General features: G+C 64.3%; 18 protein-coding genes. 11 read left to right on the top strand and 7 right to left on the bottom strand.

Annotated elements, in window-relative coordinates:
* The first annotated feature begins 221 nt into the window (after nucleotides 1-221).
* The 3 genes from DESUT3_RS14830 (at nucleotide 222) to hrpB (ending at nucleotide 5,167) form a co-directional block, all read left to right on the top strand.
* The gene (locus DESUT3_RS14830; RefSeq protein WP_221249251.1) at nucleotides 222-1,358 is read left to right on the top strand and encodes a M20/M25/M40 family metallo-hydrolase; all 1,137 of its coding nucleotides are present in this window, start codon (nucleotides 222-224) and stop codon (nucleotides 1,356-1,358) included.
* A gap of 49 nt (nucleotides 1,359-1,407) precedes the next feature.
* Nucleotides 1,408-2,577: an aminotransferase gene (locus tag DESUT3_RS14825; protein ID WP_221249250.1), complete on the top strand. Its 1,170-nt coding sequence runs from the start codon at nucleotides 1,408-1,410 to the stop codon at nucleotides 2,575-2,577.
* A 94-nt stretch (nucleotides 2,578-2,671) separates the two neighbouring features.
* Nucleotides 2,672-5,167: an ATP-dependent helicase HrpB gene (gene hrpB / locus DESUT3_RS14820; RefSeq protein WP_221249249.1), complete on the top strand. Its 2,496-nt coding sequence runs from the start codon at nucleotides 2,672-2,674 to the stop codon at nucleotides 5,165-5,167.
* Between the two features lie 109 nt (nucleotides 5,168-5,276).
* Here the strand turns inward: hrpB and DESUT3_RS14815 are convergent, their stop codons facing one another.
* From DESUT3_RS14815 to DESUT3_RS14795, 5 genes are all read right to left on the bottom strand, one after another.
* Nucleotides 5,277-8,234 (bottom strand): insulinase family protein, encoded by a 2,958-nt coding sequence (locus tag DESUT3_RS14815; RefSeq protein WP_221249248.1) that lies wholly within the window; start codon nucleotides 8,232-8,234, stop codon nucleotides 5,277-5,279.
* Nucleotides 8,235-8,359: 125 nt separating this feature from the next.
* The gene (locus DESUT3_RS14810) at nucleotides 8,360-8,803 is read right to left on the bottom strand and encodes a DoxX family protein (RefSeq protein ID WP_221249247.1); all 444 of its coding nucleotides are present in this window, start codon (nucleotides 8,801-8,803) and stop codon (nucleotides 8,360-8,362) included.
* A 55-nt stretch (nucleotides 8,804-8,858) separates the two neighbouring features.
* Complete coding sequence (locus DESUT3_RS14805) at nucleotides 8,859-9,314, bottom strand: MarR family winged helix-turn-helix transcriptional regulator (RefSeq protein WP_221249246.1); 456 nt, start codon at nucleotides 9,312-9,314, stop codon at nucleotides 8,859-8,861.
* A 149-nt stretch (nucleotides 9,315-9,463) separates the two neighbouring features.
* Entirely contained in the window at nucleotides 9,464-9,664 is a 201-nt protein-coding gene (locus DESUT3_RS14800) for a cold-shock protein (protein WP_221249245.1), read from the bottom strand.
* Between the two features lie 651 nt (nucleotides 9,665-10,315).
* Nucleotides 10,316-11,152: an SDR family oxidoreductase gene (locus DESUT3_RS14795; protein ID WP_221249244.1), complete on the bottom strand. Its 837-nt coding sequence runs from the start codon at nucleotides 11,150-11,152 to the stop codon at nucleotides 10,316-10,318.
* A gap of 360 nt (nucleotides 11,153-11,512) precedes the next feature.
* On the opposite strand from DESUT3_RS14795, the gene DESUT3_RS14790 reads away from it, so the two are divergent.
* The 5 genes from DESUT3_RS14790 to DESUT3_RS14770 all read left to right on the top strand — a co-directional run bounded on the left by DESUT3_RS14790 (nucleotide 11,513) and on the right by DESUT3_RS14770 (nucleotide 20,631).
* Nucleotides 11,513-13,159 carry a fatty acid--CoA ligase gene (locus tag DESUT3_RS14790; RefSeq protein ID WP_221249243.1) on the top strand — a complete coding sequence of 549 codons (1,647 nt, stop codon included), beginning with the start codon at nucleotides 11,513-11,515 and terminating at the stop codon, nucleotides 13,157-13,159.
* Between the two features lie 64 nt (nucleotides 13,160-13,223).
* On the top strand, nucleotides 13,224-14,615 hold the full coding sequence (locus DESUT3_RS14785; protein ID WP_221249242.1) for an OmpP1/FadL family transporter: 1,392 nt from the start codon (nucleotides 13,224-13,226) through the stop codon (nucleotides 14,613-14,615).
* Between the two features lie 258 nt (nucleotides 14,616-14,873).
* Nucleotides 14,874-17,261: a 3-hydroxyacyl-CoA dehydrogenase/enoyl-CoA hydratase family protein gene (locus tag DESUT3_RS14780; RefSeq protein ID WP_221249241.1), complete on the top strand. Its 2,388-nt coding sequence runs from the start codon at nucleotides 14,874-14,876 to the stop codon at nucleotides 17,259-17,261.
* A gap of 150 nt (nucleotides 17,262-17,411) precedes the next feature.
* Nucleotides 17,412-18,584, top strand: coding sequence for a thiolase family protein (locus tag DESUT3_RS14775; protein WP_221249240.1), 1,173 nt, complete (start codon nucleotides 17,412-17,414; stop codon nucleotides 18,582-18,584).
* 268 nt (nucleotides 18,585-18,852) lie between these two features.
* Nucleotides 18,853-20,631, top strand: a complete 1,779-nt coding sequence (locus tag DESUT3_RS14770) for an acyl-CoA dehydrogenase family protein (protein WP_221249239.1) — start codon at nucleotides 18,853-18,855, stop codon at nucleotides 20,629-20,631.
* A gap of 376 nt (nucleotides 20,632-21,007) precedes the next feature.
* Here DESUT3_RS14770 and DESUT3_RS14765 read toward each other — a convergent pair whose 3' ends face one another.
* Nucleotides 21,008-22,141 (bottom strand): IS4 family transposase, encoded by a 1,134-nt coding sequence (locus DESUT3_RS14765; RefSeq protein ID WP_221248716.1) that lies wholly within the window; start codon nucleotides 22,139-22,141, stop codon nucleotides 21,008-21,010.
* A gap of 123 nt (nucleotides 22,142-22,264) precedes the next feature.
* Complete coding sequence (locus DESUT3_RS14760) at nucleotides 22,265-22,675, bottom strand: helix-turn-helix domain-containing protein (RefSeq protein ID WP_221249238.1); 411 nt, start codon at nucleotides 22,673-22,675, stop codon at nucleotides 22,265-22,267.
* A gap of 210 nt (nucleotides 22,676-22,885) precedes the next feature.
* On the opposite strand from DESUT3_RS14760, the gene DESUT3_RS14755 reads away from it, so the two are divergent.
* From DESUT3_RS14755 to DESUT3_RS14745, 3 genes are all read left to right on the top strand, one after another.
* The gene (locus DESUT3_RS14755; protein WP_221249237.1) at nucleotides 22,886-23,815 is read left to right on the top strand and encodes an electron transfer flavoprotein subunit alpha/FixB family protein; all 930 of its coding nucleotides are present in this window, start codon (nucleotides 22,886-22,888) and stop codon (nucleotides 23,813-23,815) included.
* A 470-nt stretch (nucleotides 23,816-24,285) separates the two neighbouring features.
* On the top strand, nucleotides 24,286-25,344 hold the full coding sequence (locus tag DESUT3_RS14750; RefSeq protein WP_221249236.1) for a threonine aldolase family protein: 1,059 nt from the start codon (nucleotides 24,286-24,288) through the stop codon (nucleotides 25,342-25,344).
* A gap of 120 nt (nucleotides 25,345-25,464) precedes the next feature.
* Nucleotides 25,465-26,193, top strand: a complete 729-nt coding sequence (locus tag DESUT3_RS14745; RefSeq protein ID WP_221249235.1) for an amino acid ABC transporter ATP-binding protein — start codon at nucleotides 25,465-25,467, stop codon at nucleotides 26,191-26,193.
* The last annotated feature ends 48 nt before the right edge of the window (nucleotides 26,194-26,241 follow it).

Raw genomic sequence — 26,241 nt, 5'->3', positions numbered from 1 at the left:
TCAGGGTTACCCCAAGCGATGCAAGAGGGGGCATGTTACCAGCATCGGCCGGTTTTTGTCCAGCCCCACCGGTCGGGTCCGGTCGCCGGAGCAATTATGTTGAAACCCGGGGGGAAATGGGCTACACAAAGGGGTGAGGGCGCCATTTAACAGGCAGCGCGCGCCCCCTCCCCCTGGGGGTGAAATGGAACTCAACCAACTGACAGCGAGGACCTTCGAGCATGATAAATAACGAACGCCTGGCGGCCGAATTCGCCCGGCAGGCCGCGATACCCAGCCCCTCGTTTTGCGAAGGGGAGATTTCCGAATACCTGCGGAAGCGCTTCGAGGCCCTGGGGGCCGTCGTGGTCATGGACGATGCAGGACCCCGAGCCGGAAGCCAGAGCGGCAACCTGATCGCCAGCTTTGCCGCCCACGGAAAATCGTGCGAACCGCTCATGCTTTCGGTGCACATGGATACGGTCGGCCCTGTGGAAGGGGTGACTCCCGTGCTCAAGGACGGCGTGTTCACCAGCGCCGGCGACACGGTGCTGGGGGCGGACGACAAGGCCGGCATCGTCGAGATCATCGAGGCCCTGGAGGTGGTCCGCGAGCAGAACATCCCCCACGGCCCCATCGAGGTGGTGGTGACCATCTGCGAAGAGGTCGGCCTGCTCGGTGCCAAGCTGCTCGACTTGAGCAAGGTGAGCGCCCGCCGCGGTCTGGCCCTGGACACCTCGGGGGTCGACCTGGTGATCCACCGGGCGCCCTGCGCCAACAAGCTCGAATTCGAAATCACCGGCCGGGAAGCCCACGCCGGGATCAGCCCGGAGAAGGGACTCTCGGCGATCCGCGTCGCGGCCCGGGCCATCGACGGCATGCAGCTGGGGCGCATCGACGAGGAAACCACCGCCAATATCGGCTCCATCGAGGGGGGGCTGGCATCCAATATCGTCCCGAAAAGGGTTGCCCTGGTCGGCGAGGCGCGCAGCCACGACGCCGGCAAGCTGGCCCGGCAGACCGAACACATGCTCAGCTGTTTCGAACAGGCCGCCCGCGAGCTGGCGGTGGAGATCGACGGGAGGACGGTGCAGGCCCAGGTAAAAAGCGAGGTGGTTTCCGACTACCCGCTGATGGCGGTGCCGCGGGACGCCGGGATCATCCGTCTGGTCGAAGAGGCCGGCGCCAGCCTCGGGCGGTCCATCGAGGTTCGCTCGGCGGGGGGCGGTTCGGACGCCAACATCTATAACGGCCATGGCATCGAGACCGTCATCCTCGGCACCGGCATGACCAACGTCCACTCGGTGGAGGAATGCGTCAAGGTCGCCGACATGGCGCGGGTGGCCGAACTGCTGGTGGAGGTGATAAGGCGGGCTTGAACTGCCGTTGACGGTGACCAGTGGACCGTGGTCAGTATTTGGTGGGGCGATGAAATTCGGGATTTCTTCCAATATCGAAAAGGTGCATTTTCCACCCATTTCCGAGGTGAAGGGGTGGGTCGCCGGGCGGGCGTTCCCGGCGCAGCGGCCGCTGGTCGATCTGTGCCAGGCGATTCCCGACTATCCCCCCGCGGCGGAACTGGTCGAGCACCTCAAAGGAGTGCTTGACGACCCCGCGACTTCCAAGTACAGCCCAGACGAGGGGCTGCCCGAGGTGCGCGAGGCCGTCTGTGCCTGGTACGCCCGGCATTACGGCGCCGCGCCCCGCCCCGGCCAGCTCTGCCTGACCATCGGCGCCAGCCAGGCCTTCTGGCTGGCCATGGCGGTGCTCTGCCGGCAGGGGGACGAGGTGATCCTGCAGGCCCCCTGCTATTTCGACCACGCCATGGGGCTGCAGACCCTGGGCATCCGCCCGGTGTTCGCCCCATTCGACGAGGCCCGCGGGGGGCTGCCCGATCCCGGGGTGCTCGCCGGACTGATATCCGAGCGGACCCGGGCGATTTTGCTGGTGACGCCCAGCAACCCCTCGGGGGCGGTGATCCCCCCGGCGACGGTGCGGGCCCTGTTCGAACTGGCCCGGAGTCGGGGCCTCGCCCTGGTGCTGGACGAAACCTACAACGCCTTTGTCGACGGCCCGCCCCACGAGCTGTTCGCCGACCGGGACTGGGACGAGCATTTCGTGCAGCTCGCCTCCTTCGGCAAGACCTTCGCCCTGACCGGCTACCGGGCCGGGGCGCTGATCGCTTCCGAGCTGTTCATCCACCACGCCCTCAAGGCCCAGGACTCCATGGCCGTCTGCCAGCCCCGGGTCACCCAGCACGCCGTGCGCTTCGGCTGCGAGCACCTCGACGGCTGGGTCGCGGCCAACCGCGCCATGATGCAGCGGCGCCATGACCGCTTCCGCGCCGAGTTCAACGTGCCGGGCAACCCCTTTCGCCTGGCGGCCAGCGGCGGGTTTTTCGCCTGGGTGCGCCACCCCTTCGACGGACAGAGCGGAAGGCAGGTGGCCCGCCGCCTGGCCGAGCAGGCCAACCTCATCTGCCTGCCCGGCGAGGTCTTCGGCCCCGGGCTGGAGAACTACCTGCGGCTCGCCTTCGGCAACATCCGCGAGGAGCAGATCCCCGAGGCGGTGGCGAGGTTTCGCGAATTTGCCTATTGAAAACCGAAGGGAAAACAGCCGTCGCGGCCGCGTCGGATCAGACTGATCGGACCTATCCGTCGGATCGGTCGCGGCCGCGACTTTTTTTGCACCCATGACCTCGAATCTCCCCATCGATCCCATCCTCCCTGAGTTGAAACAAGCCCTCGCCGGCCGCGACGCTGCGGTGCTGCAGGCGCCGCCCGGCGCCGGCAAGACCACCCGGGTGCCGTTGGCGCTGCTCGACGAGCCCTGGCTGGCCGGACGCTCGATCCTGATGCTCGAGCCGCGGCGGTTGGCGGCGACCAACGCGGCGCGCTTCATGGCCTCGCTGCTTGGCGAGGAGGCCGGGCGCACCGTGGGCTACGCCATCCGCTACGAGCGGCGGGTGTCGCGGGTCACCCGCATCGAGGTGGTCACCGAGGGGATCCTGACCCGCCGCCTGCAGACCGACCCGACCCTCGAGGGAGTGGGGCTGGTGATCTTCGACGAGTTCCACGAGCGCAACCTCAACTCGGACCTGGCCCTGGCCCTGTGCCGCGATGCCCAGCTCGGCCTGCGCGAGGATCTCAAGATCCTGGTGATGTCCGCGACCCTCGACGCGGAGCCGGTGGCGCACCTGCTGGGCGGGGCGCCGCTGCTGACCAGCCAGGGGCGCAGCTTCCCGGTGCAGGTCCGCTACCTGGAGCAGGACCCCGTTGGAAAACCCGCGGAATATACGGCCGCGGCGATCAGGCGCGCCCTGCGCGAAGCAGAGGGGGACCTGCTGGCGTTTCTGCCCGGCGCCGGCGAGATCCGCCGCTGCGCCGAGCTGCTCGCCGACCCGCCGGCGGCGGAGGGGCCGCTGATCTGCCCCCTATACGCCGAGCTCCCCTTCGCCGAGCAGGAGCGGGCGATTCTGCCTGCCGGACGGCGCAAGGTGGTGCTCGCCACCAATATCGCCGAAACCAGCCTGACCATCGAGGGGGTATGTGTGGTGGTCGACAGCGGCCTGGCCCGCCAGCCCCGCTTCGACCCGGCCGCCGGGCTCTCGCGCCTGGAGACGCTGCGCATCTCCCGGGCCAGCGCCGAGCAGCGCGCCGGCCGGGCCGGGCGGCTGGCGCCCGGGGTCTGCTACCGGCTGTGGAGCGAGGGGACCCACGGCAGCCTGCTCCCCTTCACCCCGCCGGAGATCCGCAGCGCCGACCTCGCCCCGCTGGCCCTCGACCTGGCCCGCTGGGGGGTGGCCGATCCCATGAGCCTGGCCTGGCTCGACCCGCCGCCTGCCGGAGCGCTGGCCGGCGCCCGGCAGCTGCTGGAGACCCTCGGCGCCCTGGACCCGATAGGGCGGATCACCCCGCGCGGCGAAGCGATGGGGGCTCTGCCCGCCCACCCGCGCATCGCCCGACTGCTGGCGGCGGCCCGCGAGTGGGACGACCTGCCGCTGGGCTGCGAACTGGCGGCCCTGCTCGGCGAGCGCGACCTGTTCCGCCGCGGCGAGGGGCCCTCGCGCAAGAGCGACAGCGACCTGCTTGATCGCCTCGAGGCGCTGGCCGCGGGGCGCCGCCAGGGCGGGCGCGGCGGGGCGGCCGCCGTGGAGCGGGCCGTCCGCTACTGGCGGCAGGTGACCGGCTGCGGCCCCGGCGCGCCGGCGGCCGACGCGGAGCGGGTCGGGCGGCTTTTGGCGGTGGCTTTCCCCGAGCGCATCGGGCGGGAGCGTCAGCCGGGGTCCGGTCGCTACCTGCTCTCGGGGGGACAGGGGGCCCGGCTCTCGCCCCGCTCCAATGTCCACGCCCAGCCGTTCATCGTGGCGGTGGAGGTGCGCGGCGGCAAGGGCGAGGGGGAGATCGAGCAGGCCAGCGCCCTTTCTTTGGGAAGTATCGAAGAGCTTTTTCCCGAGGTCCGCGGCTGGACCCGGGCGGTGAGCTGGGACGAGCGGGAGGGGCGGGTGGCGGCCCGCGAGGAGCGGCGGCTGGGCGCGCTGGTGCTGGCCAGCCGCCAGGTGGGGGCCCGGCCCGAGGAGACGCTGCCGGCGCTGCTCGAGGGGATTCGCAGCCGCGGCCTCGAGGCTCTGAACTGGAGCGGCGAGGCCCGTCGGCTGGCGGCTCGGGTACGCTTCGTGGCCCGGGTCTTCCCGGACGACGGCTGGCCCGACCTTTCGCCGGAGCGGCTGGCCGCCAGCCTCGAGGAATGGCTCGGCCCCTTCCTGGGCGGGGTGAAGTCCCTGGGCGAACTGGCCCGTCTCGACCTGGTCGAGCCGCTCAGAGCGCTGCTCGACTGGGCCCGCCAGCGCCGGCTCGACCAGCTGGCGCCAAGCCACCTGGAGGTCCCCAGCGGCTCCCGCGTGCCCCTCGACTACCCCGCTGAGGGCCACCCGGTGCTGGCGGTAAAGCTGCAGGAGATGTTCGGCCTGGCCGACACCCCGCGGCTGGCCGAGGGGCGGGTGGCGGTGCTGCTGCACCTGCTTTCGCCGGCCCGCCGGCCCATCCAGGTGACCCAGGATCTGCGCAATTTCTGGGAGAATGTCTACCCGGAGGTCAAAAAAGAGCTCAAGGGGCGCTACCCCAAACATCCCTGGCCCGATGACCCCTGGAACGCCGAACCGACCCGGTTTGCCAAGCGGCGGGGGTGAAACCACCCTCACCCCGTCCCTCTCCCTGAGGGGGAGGGGGCAATGCAAACGGCCTGTCCGAAGACAGGCCGTTTGTCGTTGTCAGGTCAGGTTTTCCGGGAGCGGAGGCTCAGATCTGCCGGACCTCCAGTGCCTCGGGCCCCAGTTCGGCATTGGCCTTCTTGAGCGCCTCCTCCCCGGCAACCACCGCCACCGAGCTTTCGGGGCGCCCGCGCAGCAGGTATTTCTCGGCCACCGCCACCAGGGTTGCCCGGTCGACGGCGAGGATTCTGCGGCGCTGTTCGTTGCGCATCTCCAAGGTCAGGCCCTGGCGCTGGTTGGCGAATTCCCTGTGTCCCTTGCCGCCGGGGGAGAGGGGGCGGTCGAGATCGCCGAACACCGCCAGGATCGCCTCCTTGATGGCCTCGCCGTCGAACCTGCCGGCCACCGCCCAGGCCACCGCATCGTCGTAGACCTTGAGGGTGCGGCGCAGCTGGGGGTCGCGGTAGGAGAGCATGGCGAAGATCCCCGCCTCGGGGTCGCAGGAGGCCATGCCGCCGTAGGCCCCCCCCTTCTCCCGGATTTCACGGTGCAGGAAGTTGGCCCGCAGCAGCTTGGAGAGCACCTGCAGCGGGCCGCTGTCCGGATGGGTGAAGGGGACGGTGGGAAAGACCCGGGCGACGTAGTTGACCGGCACCGAGGTGCTCCAGCCGGCGCGAAGCGGCCGGGGGGTGAAGGGGGGCGCCTTCGCCTCGGCCTGCCGGCTGATGGAGGGGAGCCCCTGGAGGAACCCGTCCAGGTCCTGGCCGTTGGCGGCCAGGGCCGGCTTCTCCCCGGTCAGTGCGCAGCTGATGCGTTGCCGGCAGAGCAGCTGCCCGGCGATGGCGGCAAAGCGGTCCGCCAATTGGTCGAGCCCGGACTGGTCGAGGGCGGCACTCTGCTTGACCAGCCTTACCTGGTCGAGTCCGCTCCACATCTCCCGCAGGCGCCCCCCGACAGTCAGGCCGCTTGCCGCCGAGCGGGCCGCGTAGCTGTGGCCGGCACCGGGGATGGAGTTTTCCAGGGAGGCCTTCATCTGGTTGATCACGGTGCGCAGCCGCTCCCGGGCGGAGAAGTCCGGCGCGCTGAAGATATCGGCGAGAATGGCGAACATTTTCTCCTGGTTGCGCTCCAGGGCCTTGGCCTTGACTTCGACGAAGCCCCGGGCCTGCCCGAGATTTGCCGGATCCTCGATGACCGAGGTGCGGAAACTGATGCCGCCGGTTGCCGCCTCCATCCGTTGGGCCATCTCCAGGTAGCTGAACCCGGCCGCGCCGACCTGGGTCAGCAGGGTGCAGAACATGGGGAGATAGGGAAGCTGTTCCTCGGCCAGCCCTTCGAGGTCGAGTTGGGCGCTGAAATAGCCGATGCCGTTGGTGGGCTGCTCGAACCACCAGGTGTCCACGGAGCCTTGCCGGGTGGTGGTGCCGGTCACCGGCGGTTCTTCGCTGGCGATGTCCTCCAACTCCAGGGTCGGCAGGCAGGAAAGATCCTCTTCGGCCTCCTGGGCCTGCTGCAGTTCAGCGGCCCGTTCGACGATCTTGCGGGTCTGCTCCGGGGAGAGCGATGCCTTGATCCGCTCCAGTTCGCTGGCGGTGGCCTGTTCCTCCCGGGGGCCCTGTTCCGGGTCGGGCTTCAGGGTGAGGGTGGCCCGGTGGGGGTTGTCCAGCAGGTAGCGGCGGATCAACTCCTGGAAGAAGGGACCGCGATCGAGCTCGCGGCGCAGCCGCGCCAGGTTCTCGTCGAGCTGCAGGGCCGCCACCGGATCGCCGCCGTGGATCCAGGGGCCCATGACCCGCATCAGCAGGACCAGCGGATAAGGGTAACTGTCACCGGTGACCTCCTTGTTGGAAAATTCCATCCGGTGGATGGCTCCCTCGATGCGTTCGCGGGTGAACCCGTCGCGGGCGACCTGCTCGAGGGTTTCCAGGATCAGCTGCTCGATCCGCTCGGCATGCTCCGGCTCGGTCCCCTGCAGGCCGGCCGCGAAGAAGGTGGTGCGGTAGTCGTCGTGGAAGCCGATCCCCGGGGAGAGGTTGCTGCCGAGCTTGGAGTCGAGCAGGGCCTTGTAGAGGGGGGCCGCCGGGTTGCCGAGCAGCAGGCTGGCCAGCAGCGAGAGGGAGAGCCGGTCGAAGGTCTCGGTGATTTCACAGGTCAGCCAGCCGACCTGGACCATGGTTTTGCCTGCGGTGGGCAAACCCGGATCGAGGGGGAAAGTTTCAATGACCCGGCGGGGCCGGTCCAGGCGCTGCTCCGGGGGGACCTCGCTGTCGACGCTGCGCGGCTCGAAATGGCCGGTGACCTGCTCCTCGATGGTCTTAAGGTGCTCTTCGAGGGGAAAGCTGCCGTAACTGAAGAAGTAGGCGTTGCTGGGGTGGTAGAAGCGGGCGTGGAATTCCCGCAGCTGCTCCCAGCTGAGCCGGGGAATTTCCGCCGGTTCGCCGCCGCTGTTATGCCGGTAGGTGGTGGTCGGGTACAGGGCGCGTCCCATGCGCCGGCTGATCAGCGAGGCCGGGTCGGACATGGCCCCCTTCATCTCATTGTAGACCACCCCCTTGTACAGCAGGTCCGAGCCGGGATCGGCCGGGGCGGCGAACTCCAGGCGATGCCCCTCCTGGCTGAAGTCCCGTTCGTTGAGCAGGGGGAAAAACGCCGCATCCAGGTAAATGCCCAGCAGGTTGTCGAAATCCTTGCGGTTCTGGCTGGAGAAGGGGTAGAGGGTCCAGTCGCCCGCGGTCATGGCGTTCATGAAGGTGTTGAGGCTGCGCTTGAGCATGGAAAAGAACGGGTCGCGCACCGGGAAGCGCCGGGAGCCGCACAGGGCGGTGTGCTCCAGGATATGGGCGATCCCCGTCGAGTCTGCCGGCGGGGTGCGGAAACCGACGGCGAACAGGTTGTTGTCGTCTTCGCAGTCGATGTGGATCATGCGCGCCCCGGTACGCAGATGGCGCAGTTGCACCAGGACCAGGTTCAGGTGGGGCAGCGGGGTGAGGTCGGTGACGGCAAAGCCGTGAATCCGCTGACCGGTTTTCAGGGGGGAGTTCTCCATTTCGCTTCTTCTCCGGATATGTGTAGTTTTAGTGACAGTTTATCGCACTGTGTGTGGATGTCACCGAAAAATTAAAAGGCCGGCTCCAACGGGAGTCGGCCTTTTTCTGCGCTCGGGAGCGTTTTTTATTCGCCGGCGATCTTGCGGTCAAGCGAGAGCATGCCGCCCCCCTTGATCAGCAGCGCCAGGGCCATGGCCAGGGCCAGGATGTGGTATTCGAAGCCTTCACCGGCCTGCTGGCCGCTCCAGTTCATGAAAAAGCCGATTTTGGCATGAACCATCAGGATGGCGCCGAGCATGACGCAGCCGATGCCCAGGGCGGCCAGGCGGGTGAACAGCCCGAGGATCAGGCCGAGGGCGCCGAAAGACTCGGCGACGATGACCAGCAGGGCCAGCAGGTAGGGGATCCCCATGTTCTGGGTGAAATGGTTCATGGTGCCGGCAAAGCCGTAGCCCCCGAACATTCCCAGCAGTTTCTGGAGTCCGTGGGGGAGGATGACCACTCCGAGGGCCACCCGCAAAATCAGGCTCGAAACGTCGTTGCCTGTTTGGAATAATGGTTTGAGCATGGTGGTTCTCCTTGAACGAACAGGGTGTGGGGCAGCGAGGAGAACCTGCCCCGGGTTACCGCGGCTTGCTGCCGAGACCGAGCTTTCGGCAGATCCTGGCCAGCTCGACCTGCTCCTCTTTGGGCAGAACGCTCAACTTGTCGGCGATCCCGGCCATGTGCCTGGGGAAGATCGTCTGGATCAGCTCCTTGCCCCCAGGCAGCAGATGGATGGAGATGAAGCGTCGGTCGCTCTGCTCCCGCCGCCGCTGGACCAGCCCCCTTTTTTCCAGGTTGTCGATGACCGTGGTGATGTTGCCGCTGCTTTTGAGGATTTTTCTGCCGAGGTCGCGCTGGCACATGGAACCGAGGTGGTAGAGAGCCTCCAGCACCCCGAACTGGCTGGGGGTGAGATCGACTTCGGCCAGGTGCCGATGGGTGGACGAACTGACCGTTTCGGCTGCCCTCATCAGCTTGACGTAGGCATCCATGGCAAGCCGCTCTTCTTTGCTGCCGTGGTTGCTTTTCGGCATTTTTGTCTCCAAATCGAACCGTTTGATATCAAGGTACCACGGCGGATTTCGTGAAGTCAATTTCGGGGGAGGGGGGGGCGATGCGAGGGAAAAAAACAGGCCCCGGGGGAGCACCCGGGGCCTGTTCTGCAATTTCTGGGGAAGAGCGTTCAGATTATTACCACGTTGGCGGCCGCCGGCCCCTTCTGCCCCTGCTGCAGATCGAACCTGACTCTCTGGCCCTCCTCCAGGCTGCGGTAGCCATCTGCCTGAATGGCGGAGAAGTGGACGAAAATATCCGGTCCGTCCGCCTGTTCAATGAACCCGAAGCCCTTGGCATTGTTAAACCATTTCACAGTACCTTCTGCCATTGTCCCACTCCTTTGTGACTGGTTCGCCATCTCCCGCAGCTGCAACCTGGCCGCCCCATCAAGCCCCCCCTGGCAGTTCAGGCGCGGGAGAATCTGTCCTCTCGAATAATGCCCTGGTCTGGGGAGGTGCTAATTAATGAATTCAATTAACATAAATAATAGATGGAAATCAAGCTATTATTCACTGTGCTCCATTCAAAAAGGGGATGTCCCAGCGCCAGGGGCTGCGGGAGGCGCTTGCGGAGGCGAATTTTGTTGGCCGTCTTTCATTGGTGCGCTTATCAGATCTGGAAGCCCTGAAGGGGGATGAAGATCCTGCCCCTGCCCGGGGGGGCGCGGAGAAACCCCTTAAGATTGTGCGGGTATTCCGGTTCTTCCACAAAGGCTGTGGATAACCTCGGGGATAAGTGCGGATCCACTGATGCGGCACCTTGATAATGGCCAGGGCTAACAAGTTGCCTAAAATTAAGTCACCATTTAAAATATAAATATTTCAACTGCTTACCATTTGTTGTTGGCATGGCAGGGCGAATTGCGGCTTGCGCTGCCGAGGCGGAAAATATCAGTTTGACTGTGGATAGCCTTCGGCTCCGGTGGTGATCGGTCCCTTGATTCTTGCGTACCGACCGGTCGGCCGTTCACCACCGGTGGCTAATTTTCTGCCGGTTGTTCCAGGAACAGATCGATGGCCAGTTCCGCACCGGGCTTGACGGCATAGCGATCCAGGTTGCCCAGCCCCTGTTCGCGCAGAACGTCCTCGTCGATGAAAAAGTTCCCGGTGCAGGAGCGGCTGTTGCGGGTCAGGATGGCGTGGGCGGCATCGGCGACGATTTCGGGCTTGCGGCAGTTCTCAGGGTTGACCAGGCCGCCGAGCATGGCCAGCGCCGCGGTATGGATCACCGTGCGCGGCCACAGGGCATTGACCGCCACCCCGGCCTGGCGGAATTCCTCGGCCATACCCAGCACGCACATGCTCATGCCGTATTTGGCCAGGGTGTAGGCGCAATGCCCCTTGAACCACCTGGCGTTCAGATTCAGTGGCGGGGCCAGGGTGAGGATATGAGGATTTTCAGCTTCGAGCAGGTGGGGCAGGCAGGCCTGGGAGCAGAGGAACGTGCCGCGGGCGTTTACCTGCTGCATCAGGTCGTAGCGTTTCATGGGGGTCTGCAGGGTTGGCGCCAGGTAGATGGCGCTGGCATTGTTGACCAGGATGTCGATGCCTCCGAACATGCTGACGGCCTGGGCCACGGCCGCCGTCACCTGCTGCTCCTCGCGAATGTCCACCTGCAGGGGCAGGGCCCGTCCCCCTGCCGCTTCGATCTCGGCGGCCGCGGTAAAAATGGTCCCGGGCAGTTTCGGGTGTCGGCGCGCCGACTTGGCCGCAATCACGATGTTGGCGCCGTCGGCCGCGGCGCGCAGGGCGATGGCCTGGCCGATGCCGCGGGAGGCACCGGTGATGAACAGGGTTTTGCCTTTGAGTGAAGCCATGTCGCACACCTTTCCAGGGGGTTGGTCCCGGCCCCGGGGGCGGGAGGTTTTCTCGAGGATGTCGCCTGCCTGCAGAAAGAGTTTTAGGAGGTTTTGGCCTTCCCGTCAAGACAGCTCCGGGTTGACCATGCGGACCGGGGGGAGCCCATCGTCGCCAAAGAGGGGACATTCCCCTCTTCCTGGGGGCCATTGCTTCTCTGGAATGCTGTTTTATTTATACCGAAAAAAGGTATTCTGACGTTGAAAAGGACTGCAGAATGGCTTAATGTGTCCGGGTAGCAACTACGTGTAGCGCGCTCCGCAGCCAGCGGGGCCGATATGGAGTTTGTCGGTGAAATCTGTGATGGAAAGGTGATGACGATGGAAGATAGCCTCGTGCAGCGCACTGCCTCCGCCTATGCCTACCCGCTGCTGATCAAGAACCTGCTGTTCTCCCCCCTGGTCAACAACCCCGAGCAGCAGATCGTTTACCGGGACCGCATCCGTTACGATTACCGGACCCTGCGCCAGCGGATCGGCCAACTGGCCCACGCCCTGCGGCGGTTGGGGGTGAAGCCCGGGGATACGGTGGCGGTGATGGACTGGGACAGCCATCGCTACCTCGAATGCTTTTTCGCCGTGCCGATGATCGGGGCCGTGCTGCACACGGTCAACATCCGGCTCTCTCCCGAGCAGATTCTTTATACCATCGACCACGCCGAAGACGACGTGCTGCTGGTCAACGAGGAATTCCTGCCGGTGCTGGAGCAGATCAAGGGCCGGATCGACACGGTGAAAAAATACGTCCTGCTCTCCGATTCGGGAAACATGCCGCAGACCACGCTGGAGATCGACGCCGAATACGAGGCGCTGCTGGACAGGTGCCCGGCGGAATACGAGTTTCCCGATTTCGACGAAAACACCCGGGCGACCACTTTTTATACCACCGGCACCACCGGCATGCCCAAGGGGGTCTATTTCAGCCATCGGCAGCTGGTGCTGCATTCTCTGGGGACCCTGAGCGCCATGGCCACCCCGCAAACCCAGGGGCGCCTGCACCAGGGGGATGTCTACATGCCGATCACCCCCATGTTCCACGTGCATGCCTGGGGGTTCCCCTACATCGCCACCATGCTCGGCATCAAGCAGGTCTACCCGGGCCGCTACGCCCCGGACACCCTGCTCGAGCTGATCGCCCGGGAAAAGGTCAGCTTCTCCCACTGTGTGCCGACCATCATGCACATGCTGCTGGCCCACCCGGGGATCGACGGGGTCGACCTGTCGGGCTGGAAGGTCATCATCGGCGGGGCCGCCATGTCCAAGGCCCTCTGCAAGGCCGCCCTGGGGCGCGGCATCGACATTTTCTCCGGCTACGGGATGTCCGAAACCTGCCCCGTGCTGACCCTGGCCCACCTGAGCCCGGAGATGCTCGAAGGGGATGAGGATGCCCAGGCCGAGATCCGCTGCCGGACCGGGCGTCCCCTGCCCCTGGTCGAGGTCCTCCTGGTGGATGAAAAAATGAGCCCGGTGCCCGCCGGGGAGGGGAGCGGTGGAGAGATCGTGGTGCGCTCCCCCTGGCTGACCCAGGGGTATCTCAAGGACGTCAAAAACTCGGAAACCCTGTGGCACGGCGGCTACCTGCACACCGGGGACGTGGCCTGCGCCGACGAGCGCGGCTACCTGAAGATCACCGACCGCATCAAGGACGTCATCAAGACCGGGGGGGAATGGATCTCCTCCCTGGAGCTGGAGGACATCATCGCCCGGCATCCGGCGGTGGCCGAGGTGGCGGTGATCGGGATGCCCGACGAGAAATGGGGCGAGCGCCCGCTGGCCCTGGTGGTGGCCAGGCCAGGGCAGAGCGCGGCCCTGGACGAGGAGGCCATACGAACCCACGTCCAGGGGTACGTGGACAAGGGGGTGGTCTCCAGGTGGAGCGTCCCCGACCGGGTCCGCTTCGTCGAGGCGATCGACAAGACCAGCGTGGGCAAGATCAACAAGGTGGCGCTGCGCGACAAATATCTTTGATGAGGAACTGGGGGGGGCGCGCCTCGCCTCGGGTTGATTGCAATTTTCACAAAGGAGCAGACTTATGAAGATGCTGAGCAGGTTGGTGGTGGGCGTGCTGTGTCTGATGCTGACGGCATCGCCGGCATTTTCGGCCGGTTTCGCCCTGATCGAGCAGGGGGTGAGCAATCTGGGCAACGCCTTCGCCGGCGGCTCGGCCATCGCCGAAGACGCCACCACGATTTTCTTTAACCCGGCGGGCCTGACCCGGCTCGAGGGGCAGCAGGCGATTGCCGCCATCCACTTCATAAAACCTTCCGCGAAATTCGACAAGGACCGGGCCGAGAACGTGTTTTCAACACCATCCGCTCCAGCTCCCATCAATGGAAGTGAAGGTGGAGATGCCGGAAAACTGGGGGTGGCCCCCAACCTCTACTACGCCATCAACCTCGACAACGGCTGGGCTTTCGGCCTGGGCATCAACGCCCCCTTCGGGCTGGCCACCGAGTACGACAAGACCTGGGTGGGGCGCTACCATGCCGTCGACTCCAAGGTGCTGACGGTGAACATCAACCCGTCGGCGGCCTACCGGATCAACGACCAGCTCAGCGTCGGCGCCGGGGTGAGCGCCCAGTACATCGAGGCCGAGCTCTCCAGCATGATCGACTTCGGTTTGCAGGCCGCCCAGCTCAATGCCGGCTTTGCCCCGCTGGCCAGCAATCCGCAGGCCGATGTTTTCGCCGATCTCAAGGCCGACGACTGGAGCTACGGCTATAACCTGGGGCTGCTTTACGAGGTGACCAAGGACTCCCGGCTGGGGATGGCCTATCGCTCGCGGATCAAGCATGAACTGGAAGGGGACGCCGACTTCGAGGTGCCCTCCGCGTTTCTGGCCGGGTTTCCCGCCGGGCCCGGGGTGACCCTCGCCACCATCGCCAATTCCACCTTCACCAGCCAGGGGGTCAGGGGCGACATCACCCTGCCGGCCAGCGCCTCGCTCAGCTACTACCATCGCTACAACCCACGCTGGGCGGTCATGGCCGACGTCACCTGGACCGAATGGAGCACCTTCGACAAGCTGCTCATCGAGTTCGACGGCACCCTGGCCAACAACCCCAGCCTGACTACCGAAAACTGGGATGACAGCTGGCGCTACTCCCTCGGCACCACCTTCAACCCCAACGAGAGTTGGGCCCTGCGCTTCGGCCTGGCCTTCGACGAGGAGCCGATCCCCGACGCCGAGCATCGCACCCCCCGCATCCCCGGAGAGGACCGCTTCTGGACCGCCTTCGGCTTCGGCTACAAGTTCAACCGCAGCGCCAGCCTCGACTTCGGCTACGCGCACCTGTTCGTCAAGGACAGCAAGATCAACAAGACCGCGGCGCCTGGCACCGAGGATGCCGGTCGCGGGACCTTGGTCGGCACCTACGAAAACTCCGTCGATATCGCCAGCCTCCAGTTCACCTACAATTTCTGACCAGGCGCATTCCTCTCCCCCCGGTTTCGGCTGGGGGGAGGGGGCTGGTCGGGTTGCGGCGAATAAATAGAAATATGTTTTATCGCGATTTGACTTAAACGTAAAGGGCAGATATAAATTGATATAACTTGACGGCAAATCCGGGCGGGCAGCCACCAGGGGCCCGCCGGGTCGCGTCTCGGGTTAAGATATTAATATTCTACCTGGAGTCGGCGGTCTGCCTGGCCGCCGCAGGCCATTTCCGAAGGGAGGAAGGCGATGAAACAGATCAACCGGGTAGCCGTACTCGGGGCCGGGGTCATGGGGGCGACCATCGCCGCCCACCTGGCCAACGCCGGCCTGGAAGTCGAACTGCTCGACATGGTGCCGCGCGAGCCCAATGACCAGGAGCAGGCCGCCGGCCTGACCCTGGAGAGCCCGCAGGTGCGCAGCCGCATCGCCCGCGAAGGCCTCGAGGGACTGGCCAGGATGAAGCCGGCCCCCCTCTATCTCAAGGATTACGCGGCGCAGATCCGCATCGGCAATTTCGAGGACGACCTGGCCCGCCTCAAGGAATGCGACTGGGTGATCGAGGTGGTCATCGAGCACATGCCGATCAAGAAAAAGCTGCTCGCCAAGATCGTTCCCCAGCTGGCGCCCGGGGCGGTGCTTTCCACCAACACCAGCGGCCTGTCGGTCAACGAGATGGCCGAGGCGCTCCCCGAAGAGGTGCGCAAGAACTTCCTGGTCACCCACTTCTTCAACCCGCCGCGCTACATGCGCCTGCTCGAGATCGTCCCCTGCCGCGAAACCGACCCGGCGACCGTTGCCGCCATGGCCGAGTTCATCGGTCGGCGGCTCGGCAAGGGGATCGTCTACGCCAAGGACACCCCCAACTTCATCGCCAACCGCATCGGCGTCTACGCCATCTACAAGGGGATCGAGCACATGCTGGAGATGGGCCTGAGCGTCGAGGAGGTCGACAGTGTCGCCGGCCCGGCCACCGCCCGCCCCAAGAGCGCCGCCTTTCGCACCGCCGACCTGGTGGGCATCGACACCCTGGTGCATGTCGGCAACAACTCCTACCAGCTGCTGACCGGGGACGAGGAGCGCGAGGTCTTCAAGGTCCCCGGGTTCATGGTCAAAATGGTCGAGCAGGGGCTGCTCGGCAACAAGAGCAAGCAGGGCTTCTACAAAAAAGAGCAGGCCGGCGGGCAGCGGCAGATCCTCTACTTTGACTACGAAAGCGGCGAATACCGGCCGGCGCAGAAGCCCAGGTTCGCCTCGGTGCAGGCGGTCAAGCAGGTGGATGACCCGGCCCAGCGGGTGAAGATGATGGTGGCGGGCGACGACCCTGGCGCCGAGTTCGCCTGGAAGAGCCTGCGCGACACCCTGATCTACGCGGTCAACCGCATCCCCGAGATCGCCGACGACGTGATCAACGTCGACAACGCCATGAAGTGGGGCTTCAACTGGGAGATCGGCCCCTTCGAGATGCTCGACGCCATCGGCGTGCCGGCCTTCGTCGCGCGGGCCGCAAAGGACGGCGTCGCGGTCCCCGAGGCGCTCCAGGGGGTTGAGGCTTTCTACCGCTTCAACGAGGCGGGGGAGAAGCAGTATTACGACCTGCAAAAGGGCGCCTACGGCCCGGTCCCGGCCCGCGAGGGGGCGATCGACCTGCAGATCCTCAAGCGCGCCCGCGGGGTGGTGGAGAAAAACGCCAACTGCTCCATCGTCGACCTGGGCGACGGGGTCTTCGGCTTCGAGTTCCACTCCAAGATGAACACCATCAGCGGCGACATCCTGGCCATGACCCACAAGGCGCTCAGGCGCGCCGAAACTGAAGGGGTCGGCCTGGTGGTGGGCAACCAGGGGGCCAACTTCTCGGTGGGCGCCAACCTGATGATGCTCGCCGTGGCCCAGGCCGAAGGGGCCTACGACGACATCGCCATGATGGTCAAGTCCTTCCAGACGGCGACCATGGCCCTTAAATATGCCAAGGTGCCGGTGGTGGTCGCCCCATTCAACCTGACCTTGGGCGGCGGCTGCGAGTTCACCCTGCACGCCGACGCCGTCAACGCCTACGCCGAAACCTACATGGGGCTGGTGGAGATCGGCGTCGGCATCCTGCCCGCCGGCGGCGGCACCAAGGAGATGTGTCTGCGGGCCGTGGAGCTCTCCCGCCAGTTCGGCACCGACGTCTCGCCCTTCATCTTCAAGTACTTTCAGCAGATCGGCAAGGCCCAGGTCTCGACCGGCGCCGCCGAGCTGTTCGAGATGGGCTATCTGCGCCGCGGCGACCGCATCACCATGGACCTTGATCGCCTGCTGGCCGACGCCAAGCAGCAGGTGCTGGCCCTGGCGGTCAACTACCGCCCGCCGCGCCCGGTGGAGAACATTCCCGCACCGGGACGCAGCATCGCCGCGAGCATCAAGAGCCAGCTCTGGAACCTGCACCAGGGGGGCTACGTCACCGAGTACGAGAAGAGAATCGGCGGCCTCATCGCCGATGTCATCTGCGGCGGCGACGTGCCGGCCGGCACCCCGATCTCCGAGGAGTACCTGCTGCAGCTCGAGCGCGAAGGGTTCCTCAGCCTCTGCGGCAACCAGAAGACCGCCGAGCGCATCCAGCACATGCTCAAGACCGGCAAGCCGCTGCGGAATTGATTTTCACCACGAAGAGCACGAAGGACACGAAGGAAAGTCTTTCAAAGCATCGGTTTTCTTCGTGCTCTTCGTGCCTTCAGCGAGCCTTGCGAGCGGGTGGTGAATATTAAAAAAGAAGCGGATAAAATCCTGGATCGGAGGATATAACAGATGAAAACAGCATACATTGTGGCCGCTTACCGCACCGCCGGCTGCCGGGCCTACAAGGGGAAATTCAAAGACATGCGCCCCGACGACCTGGCGGCGGCGGCGCTTTCCGGGCTGATCGAGCGCACCGGCATCGACGCCGCGACGCTGGACGACGTGATCCTCGGCTGCGCCTTCCCGGAAGGGGAGCAGGGGATGAACGTCGCGCGCATTGCCGCGCTCAAGGCCGGCATCCCCTACCAGGTGCCGGCCCAGACCGTCAACCGTTTCTGCTCCTCGGGCCTGCAGACCATCGCCCTGGCCGCCGAGCGGATCATGGCCGGCTTTGCCGACTGCATCATCGCCGGCGGCACCGAGTCGATGACCATCGTCCCCATGGGCGGCAACAAGTACAGCGCCAACCCGTCGCTGGTCGCCGAGTGGCCCGAGTCCTTCGCCTCCATGGGGATCACCGCCGAACTGGTCGCCGACAAGTACGCCATCGGCCGCCAGGCCCAGGACGAGTTCGCCGCCGCCAGCCACGCCAAGGCGGCCGCCGCCATCGCCGCCGGGCGCTTCGCCGACGAGATCATCCCCGTGGAGATCGAAAAGACCGCAGTGGTCGGCAACAAGGTGAAAAAAGAGAAGGAACTGGTCGCCGTCGACGACGGCGTGCGCGCCGACACCACCGTCGAGGCGCTGGCCCGGCTCAAGCCGGCCTTCAAGCTCGACGGCACGGTCACCGCCGGCAACGCCTCGCAGATGACCGACGGCGCCGCCGCGACCCTGGTGGTCTCCGAAGAGTGCCTGAAGAAACTCGGCAAGGACCCGCTGGCCCGCTTCGTCGCCTTTGCGGTGCGCGGCGTGCCGCCGGAGATCATGGGGATCGGACCGGTCGAGGCGATCCCCGCGGCCCTGAAGATGGCCGGGCTCAAGCAGGGCGACCTCGACCTGGTCGAACTCAACGAGGCCTTCGCCGCCCAGTCCCTGGCGGTGATCCAGGAGCTCGGGATGAACCCGGAGATCATCAACGTCAACGGCGGCGCCATCGCCCTCGGCCACCCCCTGGGCTGCACCGGCGCCAAGCTGAGCGCGACCCTGCTCCACGAGCTCAAGCGCCGCGGCGGCCGCTACGGCATGGTCAGCATGTGCATCGGCGGCGGCATGGGCGCGGCGGGGATTTTTGAAAGGATCTGAGGTTTTCACCACGAAGCGCGAAGTTGCGCAGGGCGGGCCATGCCCGCCGGCTACCTGAGACCCTCACCACGAAGGACACGAAGGACACGAAGGACACGAAGGACACGAAGGACACGAAGAAGGGCCAAGGCAAGGGAAAAAACAGTAGTTAAGGGTTTTCTTCGTGATCTTCGTGTCCTTCAGCGAGCAGAGCGAGCGGGTGGTGAATCAGGTTTTTGACCAAATCAACCTTGAATAAACCGCCAATCGAGGAGACATGGGGATGAAAATGAAGCGGAGAATTCTCAAGGGGGGCGAATTTCTGGTGACCGAGGTCGGCTGCGACGAGGTCTTCACCCCCGAGGATTTCAGCGACGAGCAGAAGCAGATCGGTGAGACCACCGAACAGTTCGTCGCCAGCGAGCTTGCGCCCCACATCGAGGAGATGGACGCGGGCAACTTCGACCTGGTGGTCGAGGGGATGCGCAAGGCCGGGGAGCTCGGCCTGCTGATGATCGACGCCCCCGAGATGTACGGCGGGCTCGAGCTGGACAAGGCGACCAGCATGCTGGTCGGCGAGAAGCTCGCCCCCTCCGGTTCGTTTTCCGTGGCTTTTGCCGCCCACTCGGGGATCGGCACCCTGCCGCTGATCTACTACGGCACCGAGGCGCAGAAAGAGAAATACCTCGAGAAGATCATTAGCGGCGAGTGGGTGGCGGCCTACTGCCTGACCGAGCCCGGCTCGGGCTCCGACGCCCTGGGTGCCCAGGCGACGGCGACCCTCTCCGCGGACGGCAGGTATTACCTCCTCAATGGCGTCAAGCAGTTCATCACCAACGGCGGCTTCGCCGAGCTGTTCACCGTGTTCGCCAAGATCGACAAGCAGCACTTCACCGCCTTCCTGGTCGAACGGGGCTTCGAAGGGCTGGTGGTCGGTCCCGAGGAGAAGAAGCTCGGCATCAAAGGCTCCTCGACCACCCCGATCATCCTCGACAATTGCAGGGTGCCGGTGGAAAACCTGCTCGGCGAGATCGGCAAGGGGCACAAGATCGCCTTCAACGTGCTCAACGTCGGGCGCTTCAAGCTCGGCGCCGGGGTGACCGGCGCGGCCAAGATGGCGCTGGGCGAGGCGATCCGCTACGCCAACGAGCGCAAGCAGTTCGGCAAACCAATCAGCTCCTTCGGCGCCATCGGCGAGAAGCTCGCCGACATGACCGCCGAGACCTTCGCCTCCGAATCCCTCGTCTATCGCCTGGCCGGGCTGCTCGACACCAAGCTGGCGACCATCGACAAGGGGATCGACAACTACTACGAGGAGTACCAGAAGGGGATCGAGGAGTACGCCCCCGAGTGCGCCATCTCCAAGGTCTTCTGCAGCGAGGTGCTGGCCCGGGTGGTCGACGAGGTGGTGCAGATCTTCGGCGGCTACGGCTACGTCAGCGGGTATCCCGCCGAGCGTTTCTACCGCGACGAGCGCATCAACCGCATCTTCGAGGGGACCAACGAGGTCAACCGCCTGCTGATCCCCGGCATGATCCTGCGCAAGTCGCTCAAGGGCGAACTCCCCCTGCAGGCCGAGGCGATGAAGGCCTTCGAGGCGCTGATGACCCCCAGCTTCGATGAACTCGACCAGAGCGACCCCTTCGCCGCCGAGAAGGCGCTGCTGAAATGCCTCAAGACCCTGTTCCTGATTCTTGCCGGGGCCGCAGTGAAGAAGCACCTGGCCGGGTTGCAGGACGAGCAGGAGATCCTCATCGCCGCCGCCGACCTGGCCATCCAGATCTTCGCCATCGAGAGCGCCGTGCTGCGCGCGGAGAAGATCCACCCCTCGGCCAGCGAGCGTAAGCGGCAGCTGCTCAGGGCCGCGGTCAAGGTCTTCACCTTCAGCGCCACCGAAGTCGCCGGCAGCGCGGCGAAAAAAGGGGCCTTCTACCTCGAGGAGGGGGACAACCTGGCCATGATCCTCTCCGGGGTGCGCCGTTTCACCAGGTACGACGCCAGCGGCCTGCTGCAGGCCAAGCGGGCCCTGGCCCGGGCGGCCAGCGAAGAGGGACGGTACATCTTCTGAGCGCGAACCCGCGGGACCGGGCCAGACCCTAGGTCATCGGGGCGGTGAAAAAGCAGCTGAAGAAGCTGGTGAAAGGGACGTTTTCGCGGGGGCCGAAGATTCCGTGAGCCTTGGGCTTGTCCGGGATTTGGGAAATTCTTTGCGTACCACGAAGTACACGAAGGGCACGAGGGTCAAAGCAATAGTTTAAGGACTTTCTTCGTGATCTTCGTGACCTTCGTGGTGAAATCAGTTTTTCCTGCTCGGGGTCGACCCACAGTGTTTCGGGGCGCGGATCGCTCTTGCCGCTGGCGCTAAGCGTAGCAGGCCATCAGGGTGCGGCCTTCGGTGAAGCGAACCTCGATTTCGGTGGTAAACTCACTGCTGTCTCACAAATTCACAGCAGGGCTAACTGATTGTTTCGTATAGTGTTTTTGCGTGGAGACGGCTTGAATAGCTCTTCTAAATCGCGCTTCTCGAATAAATTTAGCTGTAATATCCGCAACATGCGCTGTAACGAAGCTCCGACTTTCGACTGGAACTTCAGGAACGAGAGTACCAAGTAGGCACATAGGGCGATCCAAAGCTGGGTCTTCACCGCGTTCATGGATGTGCCCAAGAAGCTCTTCACCTTCAGGTTCTGTTTGATCCACTTGAAGAAGAGCTCGATCTGCCAGCGTTCTTTGTAAAGATCGGCCACCGTTTGGGCCGGGATCTCCAAGGCATTGGTCACGAACTGGTAAATGATGCCCGTTTCCTCGTCCCGATACGTGACCAAGCGGAAGGTTTCGGGCAGCTTGCCCAAATGGATTTCTCGGTCCTCGATCACCCCCGGGCTCTTGCGGCCACGGCGTTTTTTGCCGGGCGTGACGATGGCGTTGCTCTTGAGGCGGGTGACAAAGAATACCCCGTCCTCACACAGTTCCTGATACCAGGTGTAATCGGTGTAGCCTCGGTCGAAGACCACATAGGAGCCCTTGGGGAGTTCGAGCTCTCTGGCATGGTTGATTTCATGCTCCTTGCCTTCGGTCAGATCGACAAAGGCGGGTAAATAGCCGTCGGCATCGAGCCCGACATGAAGCTTGGCCGCCCCCTTGTTCTTCTGGTACTTGGCCCAAGGAAACAGGGAGAGTGTCAGGTCGAGCAGGGAAGCATCCAGCAGGTAGATTTTTCCGTCGAGTTTGAAGCTTTTGTTCCGTGGCGCCATTGACTGGCAGCGGGCCAACAGGCGCTGAAACAGCTCTTCGTAAAGAGTGTGCGGCTGACTTTCGTTACAGCGCGCCAAGGTGGCTCTGCTGAACACCTTGACGCCCAAGTGGTAGAGCTTGCTGCCCTGAACGCTGAGATTGTCAACGACATCCCGCAGGCTGCTCCGACCTGTCAGCTGTGCTGTCAGCATGGCGACAAACTGGGTCCAGCGGGAGAACGAACGAAACTTCTGCCCGACGTGATGCTTGTTCGCCAGGGATTGAAATTCATGTCTCGGAAAAATTCGTACAATTTGAGAAAGAACGGTGCTACAATGGGCCACGGCTCGGAACTCCTTATTGTTATTATGGTTTTGGCGAACTCATTATAACATTTTGGAGTCTCCGGGCCTTCTATTTTTTGATCAAACTATGAGACAGCAGTGTGGTAAACTTCATGAAGGAGTTCAGCGGGCCGGAGGTGCCTGGTCGCTGAGGATTTCCGCAATGCGGTCCCGGTAGTCGACGATTTCCCTGCGCAGGGAGGTGAGATTGGCGATTTTCTGGTCGACTTTGCCGATATGGCCATCGAGGATTTCCAGGAGCTTGGGGGTGATCCTGTCGAAGCTCTGATCGTGGATGTCGAAATTTTCCGCCAGCTCCTGCATCTCCTTGAGGGTGATCCCCAGTTCCTTGAGCTTGAGGATGAAGCGCAGGCGCAGGATGTCGTTCCGGCCGTACATCCGGGTGCCTCCGACCAGCCGTTCGGGAGGTCCCATCAGGCCGATCTCTTCGTAATAGCGGATGGTGCGGGTGGTGATGCCCAGGCGGCGGGCCACCTCGCCAATCTGGACGGGCGCATCGGCGGAGGGTTGCATAGCATAACCTTTACGTTAAATGTCGAGGTAGTTAATTAGACTGTTTAGCATCCAGGCCGGGGCATGTCAATCGGCAACGGGTATTATAAATCCAAGCGGGTTCGATTCTCCGCAGCTTGCTGCGTCCATGGGAATCCGGGAGCCGGTATTCAGAAGGCAAAGCCCTGCCGGCTTCTGGATTCTGGCTCCTGAATTCCAAGGAGGTCTTCCATGAAGGCTCTACTGGTTGGTGAATACCGCGACGGCAAGCTGCTCGGCTCGACCTACGAGCTGCTGGCCTTCGCCCGGAAAATCGGCGCCCAGGCCGCGATGTTCCTGGTCGGCAGCGAGGCGGCCCTGCCCCGATTCGACGGGCCGCTCTACCTGGCCGAGGCCAAGGCCGCCGGCGAGTTCAACCCGGCGCTGCACAAGCAGCTGCTGCTGCAGGTCATCGAGCAGGAGCAGCCCGAGCTGATCGTGCTCGCCCACTCCTCCTACGGCTGGGACCTGGCTCCGCGGCTGGCCCTGGCGCTGAAGTGCGCGCAGGCCTCCGAGGTGCTCGACTACGCCGAGGGCGCCTTTGTGGTGCCGGCCTGCAACGCCAAGCTGCGCCGCACCCTGAAGCCCGCCAGCGCACGCACCGTGGTCACCCTGCAGGCCGGAGCCTTCAGCCTGCCCGGCGAGCCCGCCGGCACCCCGGAGGTCAAACCGCTCAGCATCCAGGCAGCGGCCGGCGGCCTGGAATTCGTTGGCTACGAAGCCGCGCAAAAGGCCGCCGTCGATCTGACCCGGGCCGAGATCATCGTCAGCGCCGGGCGCGGCATCGGCAAAAAGGAGAACGTGGAGATGATCGCCGCGCTGGCCAAGGCGCTGGGGGGCGAACTGGGCGCCAGCCGCCCGGTGGTCGATGCCGAATGGCTCGACCACAGCCGCCAGGTCGGCACCACGGGGCAGACGGTGGCGCCCAGGCTGTACGTGGCCTGCGGCATCTCCGGGGCGATCCAGCACCTGGCGGGGATGAAGAAATCCGGCTTCATCCTGGCGGTCAACACCGACAAGGAGGCGCCCATCGGCGAGGTGGCCGACGTGCTGGTGGTGGCCGACCTCAAGCAGTTCGTCCCGGCCCTGACCGAGAGGGTCAAGGCCCTGCGGGGCGCCTGAACCTCCTGTCTCGGGGCAAGTGGCCGTCGGCAAAGCGGAAATTTGACCGGGCCCAGAAATGGCACCGGCTTTTCCACACGCCCTGTGAATAACTCTTTGGACAAACCCCATGGCAGGGTCCAAGGAGTCATTTCTTTGAAGGAATTAGCGATTTGCCCAAAAAATAGTCAGGTGTTTTGGGCGATGTAATTTCAGGTAGTTAAGCCCCTGGCCGAGGGCTGTGGGGAAAACCTGATGTATACAGTGTACTCCCTGCGGGGTTCGATCAGGGCGGCCCGGCGGGTTGGCGTCCCTGTTGACAGGCCGCGGTATTCTATCCGTTGAGATTTCCTTCATTTGCTTGGTATTTCGCTGGATTAAAATCTTTTTCTTGCCTCCAAACAAGGGTTGTGGCACGATCTCTGGCGGCCCGGGGAGCGGTTCCGGCTCCCCGTTTTACGATTCTCTGTCCAGACACAACCGAATAAATCATGAATTCGACAATCGAGAAGCCTTTGAAAAACCAGTTCGCCAGCGACAATTATTCGGGGATCTGCGCCGAGGCCTGGCAGGCGATGGCGGCGGTCAATCATGGATATGCCAATTCCTACGGGGACGATCCCTGGACCACCAGGGCCTGCAACCTGATCCGCGATTTCTTCGAAACCGACTGCCAGGTCTTTTTCGTCTTCAACGGCACCGCGGCCAATTCCCTGGCCCTTTCCGCCCTCTGTCATTCCTACCACAGCATCATCTGCCACGAGATGGCCCACGTGGAGACCGACGAGTGCGGGGCCACGGAATTCTTCTCCAACGGCACCAAGATCCTGCTGGTGCCCGGCGAGCACGGCAAGGTCGATCTCAAGGCGGTGGAACACACGGTCAATCGGCGCAAGGACATCCATTACCCCAAGCCCAAGGCCCTCTCCATCACCCAAGCTACCGAACTGGGGACGGTCTATACGCCCGCTCAGCTCGGCGAGGTGGGCGAGTTGTGCCGCCGGCTTTCCCTGCGCCTGCACATGGACGGGGCCCGTTTCGCCAATGCCCTGGCCTCCCTGCAGGTGGCCCCCAAGGAGATCACCTGGAAGGCCGGGGTCGACGTATTGACCTTCGGCGGGGCCAAAAACGGCCTGGCTCTGGGCGAGGCGGTGGTCTTTTTCAACAAGGAGCTCGCCTGCGAATTCGACTACCGCTGCAAGCAATCGGGGCAGCTCGCCTCGAAGATGCGTTTTCTCTCGGCCCCCTGGATCGGCCTGCTGGAAAACGGCGCCCTGCTGCGCAACGCCGCCCACGCCAACCACTGCGCGCGCCTGCTGGCCGAGGGGTTGAAGCTGGTGCCCGGGGTCGAACTCAGTCACCCCTGCGAGGCCAACGCGGTGTTCGTCAGCATGCCCGAGCCGATGATTCGGGCCCTGAACGAGCGCGGCTGGTATTTCTATACCTTTATCGGTTCGGGTCACGCCCGGTTGATGTGCTCCTGGAGCACCACCGAGGCCGATGTGGAGGCTTTGCTGCAGGATGTCTGCGAAGTCGCCGCGGCGTCGTAGGCTCTCGGAAAATTTTGTGGTATAAGGTTCACTTTGGGCAATTGGTAAGACCGATTTCCTTTTGGCGGGCGGCTCGGGCAGGCTTGACCCGGCTGGGTGCGCCCCGGGAGATGCAGATCCTTGATTCGCTTTGAAAACGTCAACAAGTGGTTCCATCAGCTGCATGTGCTCAACGACATCAACCTGCACGTCAAGCAGGGGGAGGTGGTGGTCATCTGCGGGCCGAGCGGTTCGGGCAAGAGTACCCTGATCCGCACCATCAACCGTCTCGAGCCGATCCAGAAGGGGAAGGTGGTGGTCGACGGCGTCGCTCTCGACGACCCGAAGACCAATCTGACCCTGCTGCGCGCCGAGGTCGGCTTCGTCTTCCAGCAGTTCAACCTCTATCCGCACATGACGGTGCTGGAGAACATCACCCTGGCCCCCTGCATGGTACGCAAGATGCCGAAAAACGAGGCGGAGAAGCTGGCCCGCGACCTGCTCGCCAAGGTCAACATCCCCGACAAGGCCGAGTCGTACCCGAGCCAGCTCTCCGGAGGGCAGCAGCAGCGGGTGGCCATCGCCCGCGGGCTGGCCATGAAGCCGAAGATCATGCTCTTCGACGAGCCGACCAGCGCCCTCGACCCGGAGATGATCAACGAGGTGCTCGACGTCATGAAGGGGCTGGCCCGCGAGGGGATGACCATGGTCTGCGTCACCCACGAGATGGGCTTCGCCCGCGAGGTGGCCGACCGGGTGATCTTCATGGACGCCGGGCGCATCGTCGAGGAGAACAACCCCGAGGCGTTCTTCTCCAACCCGCAGAACGAAAGGACCAAGTCCTTCTTGAGCAAGATCCTGTCGCACTGAACCCGTTTCGTGGCTCGGCCGGCAGCCTCGGGTGGCTGTTGCGGCCTA

Origin of the sequence: Desulfuromonas versatilis, from assembly GCF_019704135.1 — a bacterium.
GTDB lineage: Bacteria > Desulfobacterota > Desulfuromonadia > Desulfuromonadales > NIT-T3 > Desulfuromonas_A > Desulfuromonas_A versatilis.
The sequence above is the reverse complement of the archived record's forward strand: the minus strand, read 5'-3'. Positions and strand labels throughout refer to the sequence as shown.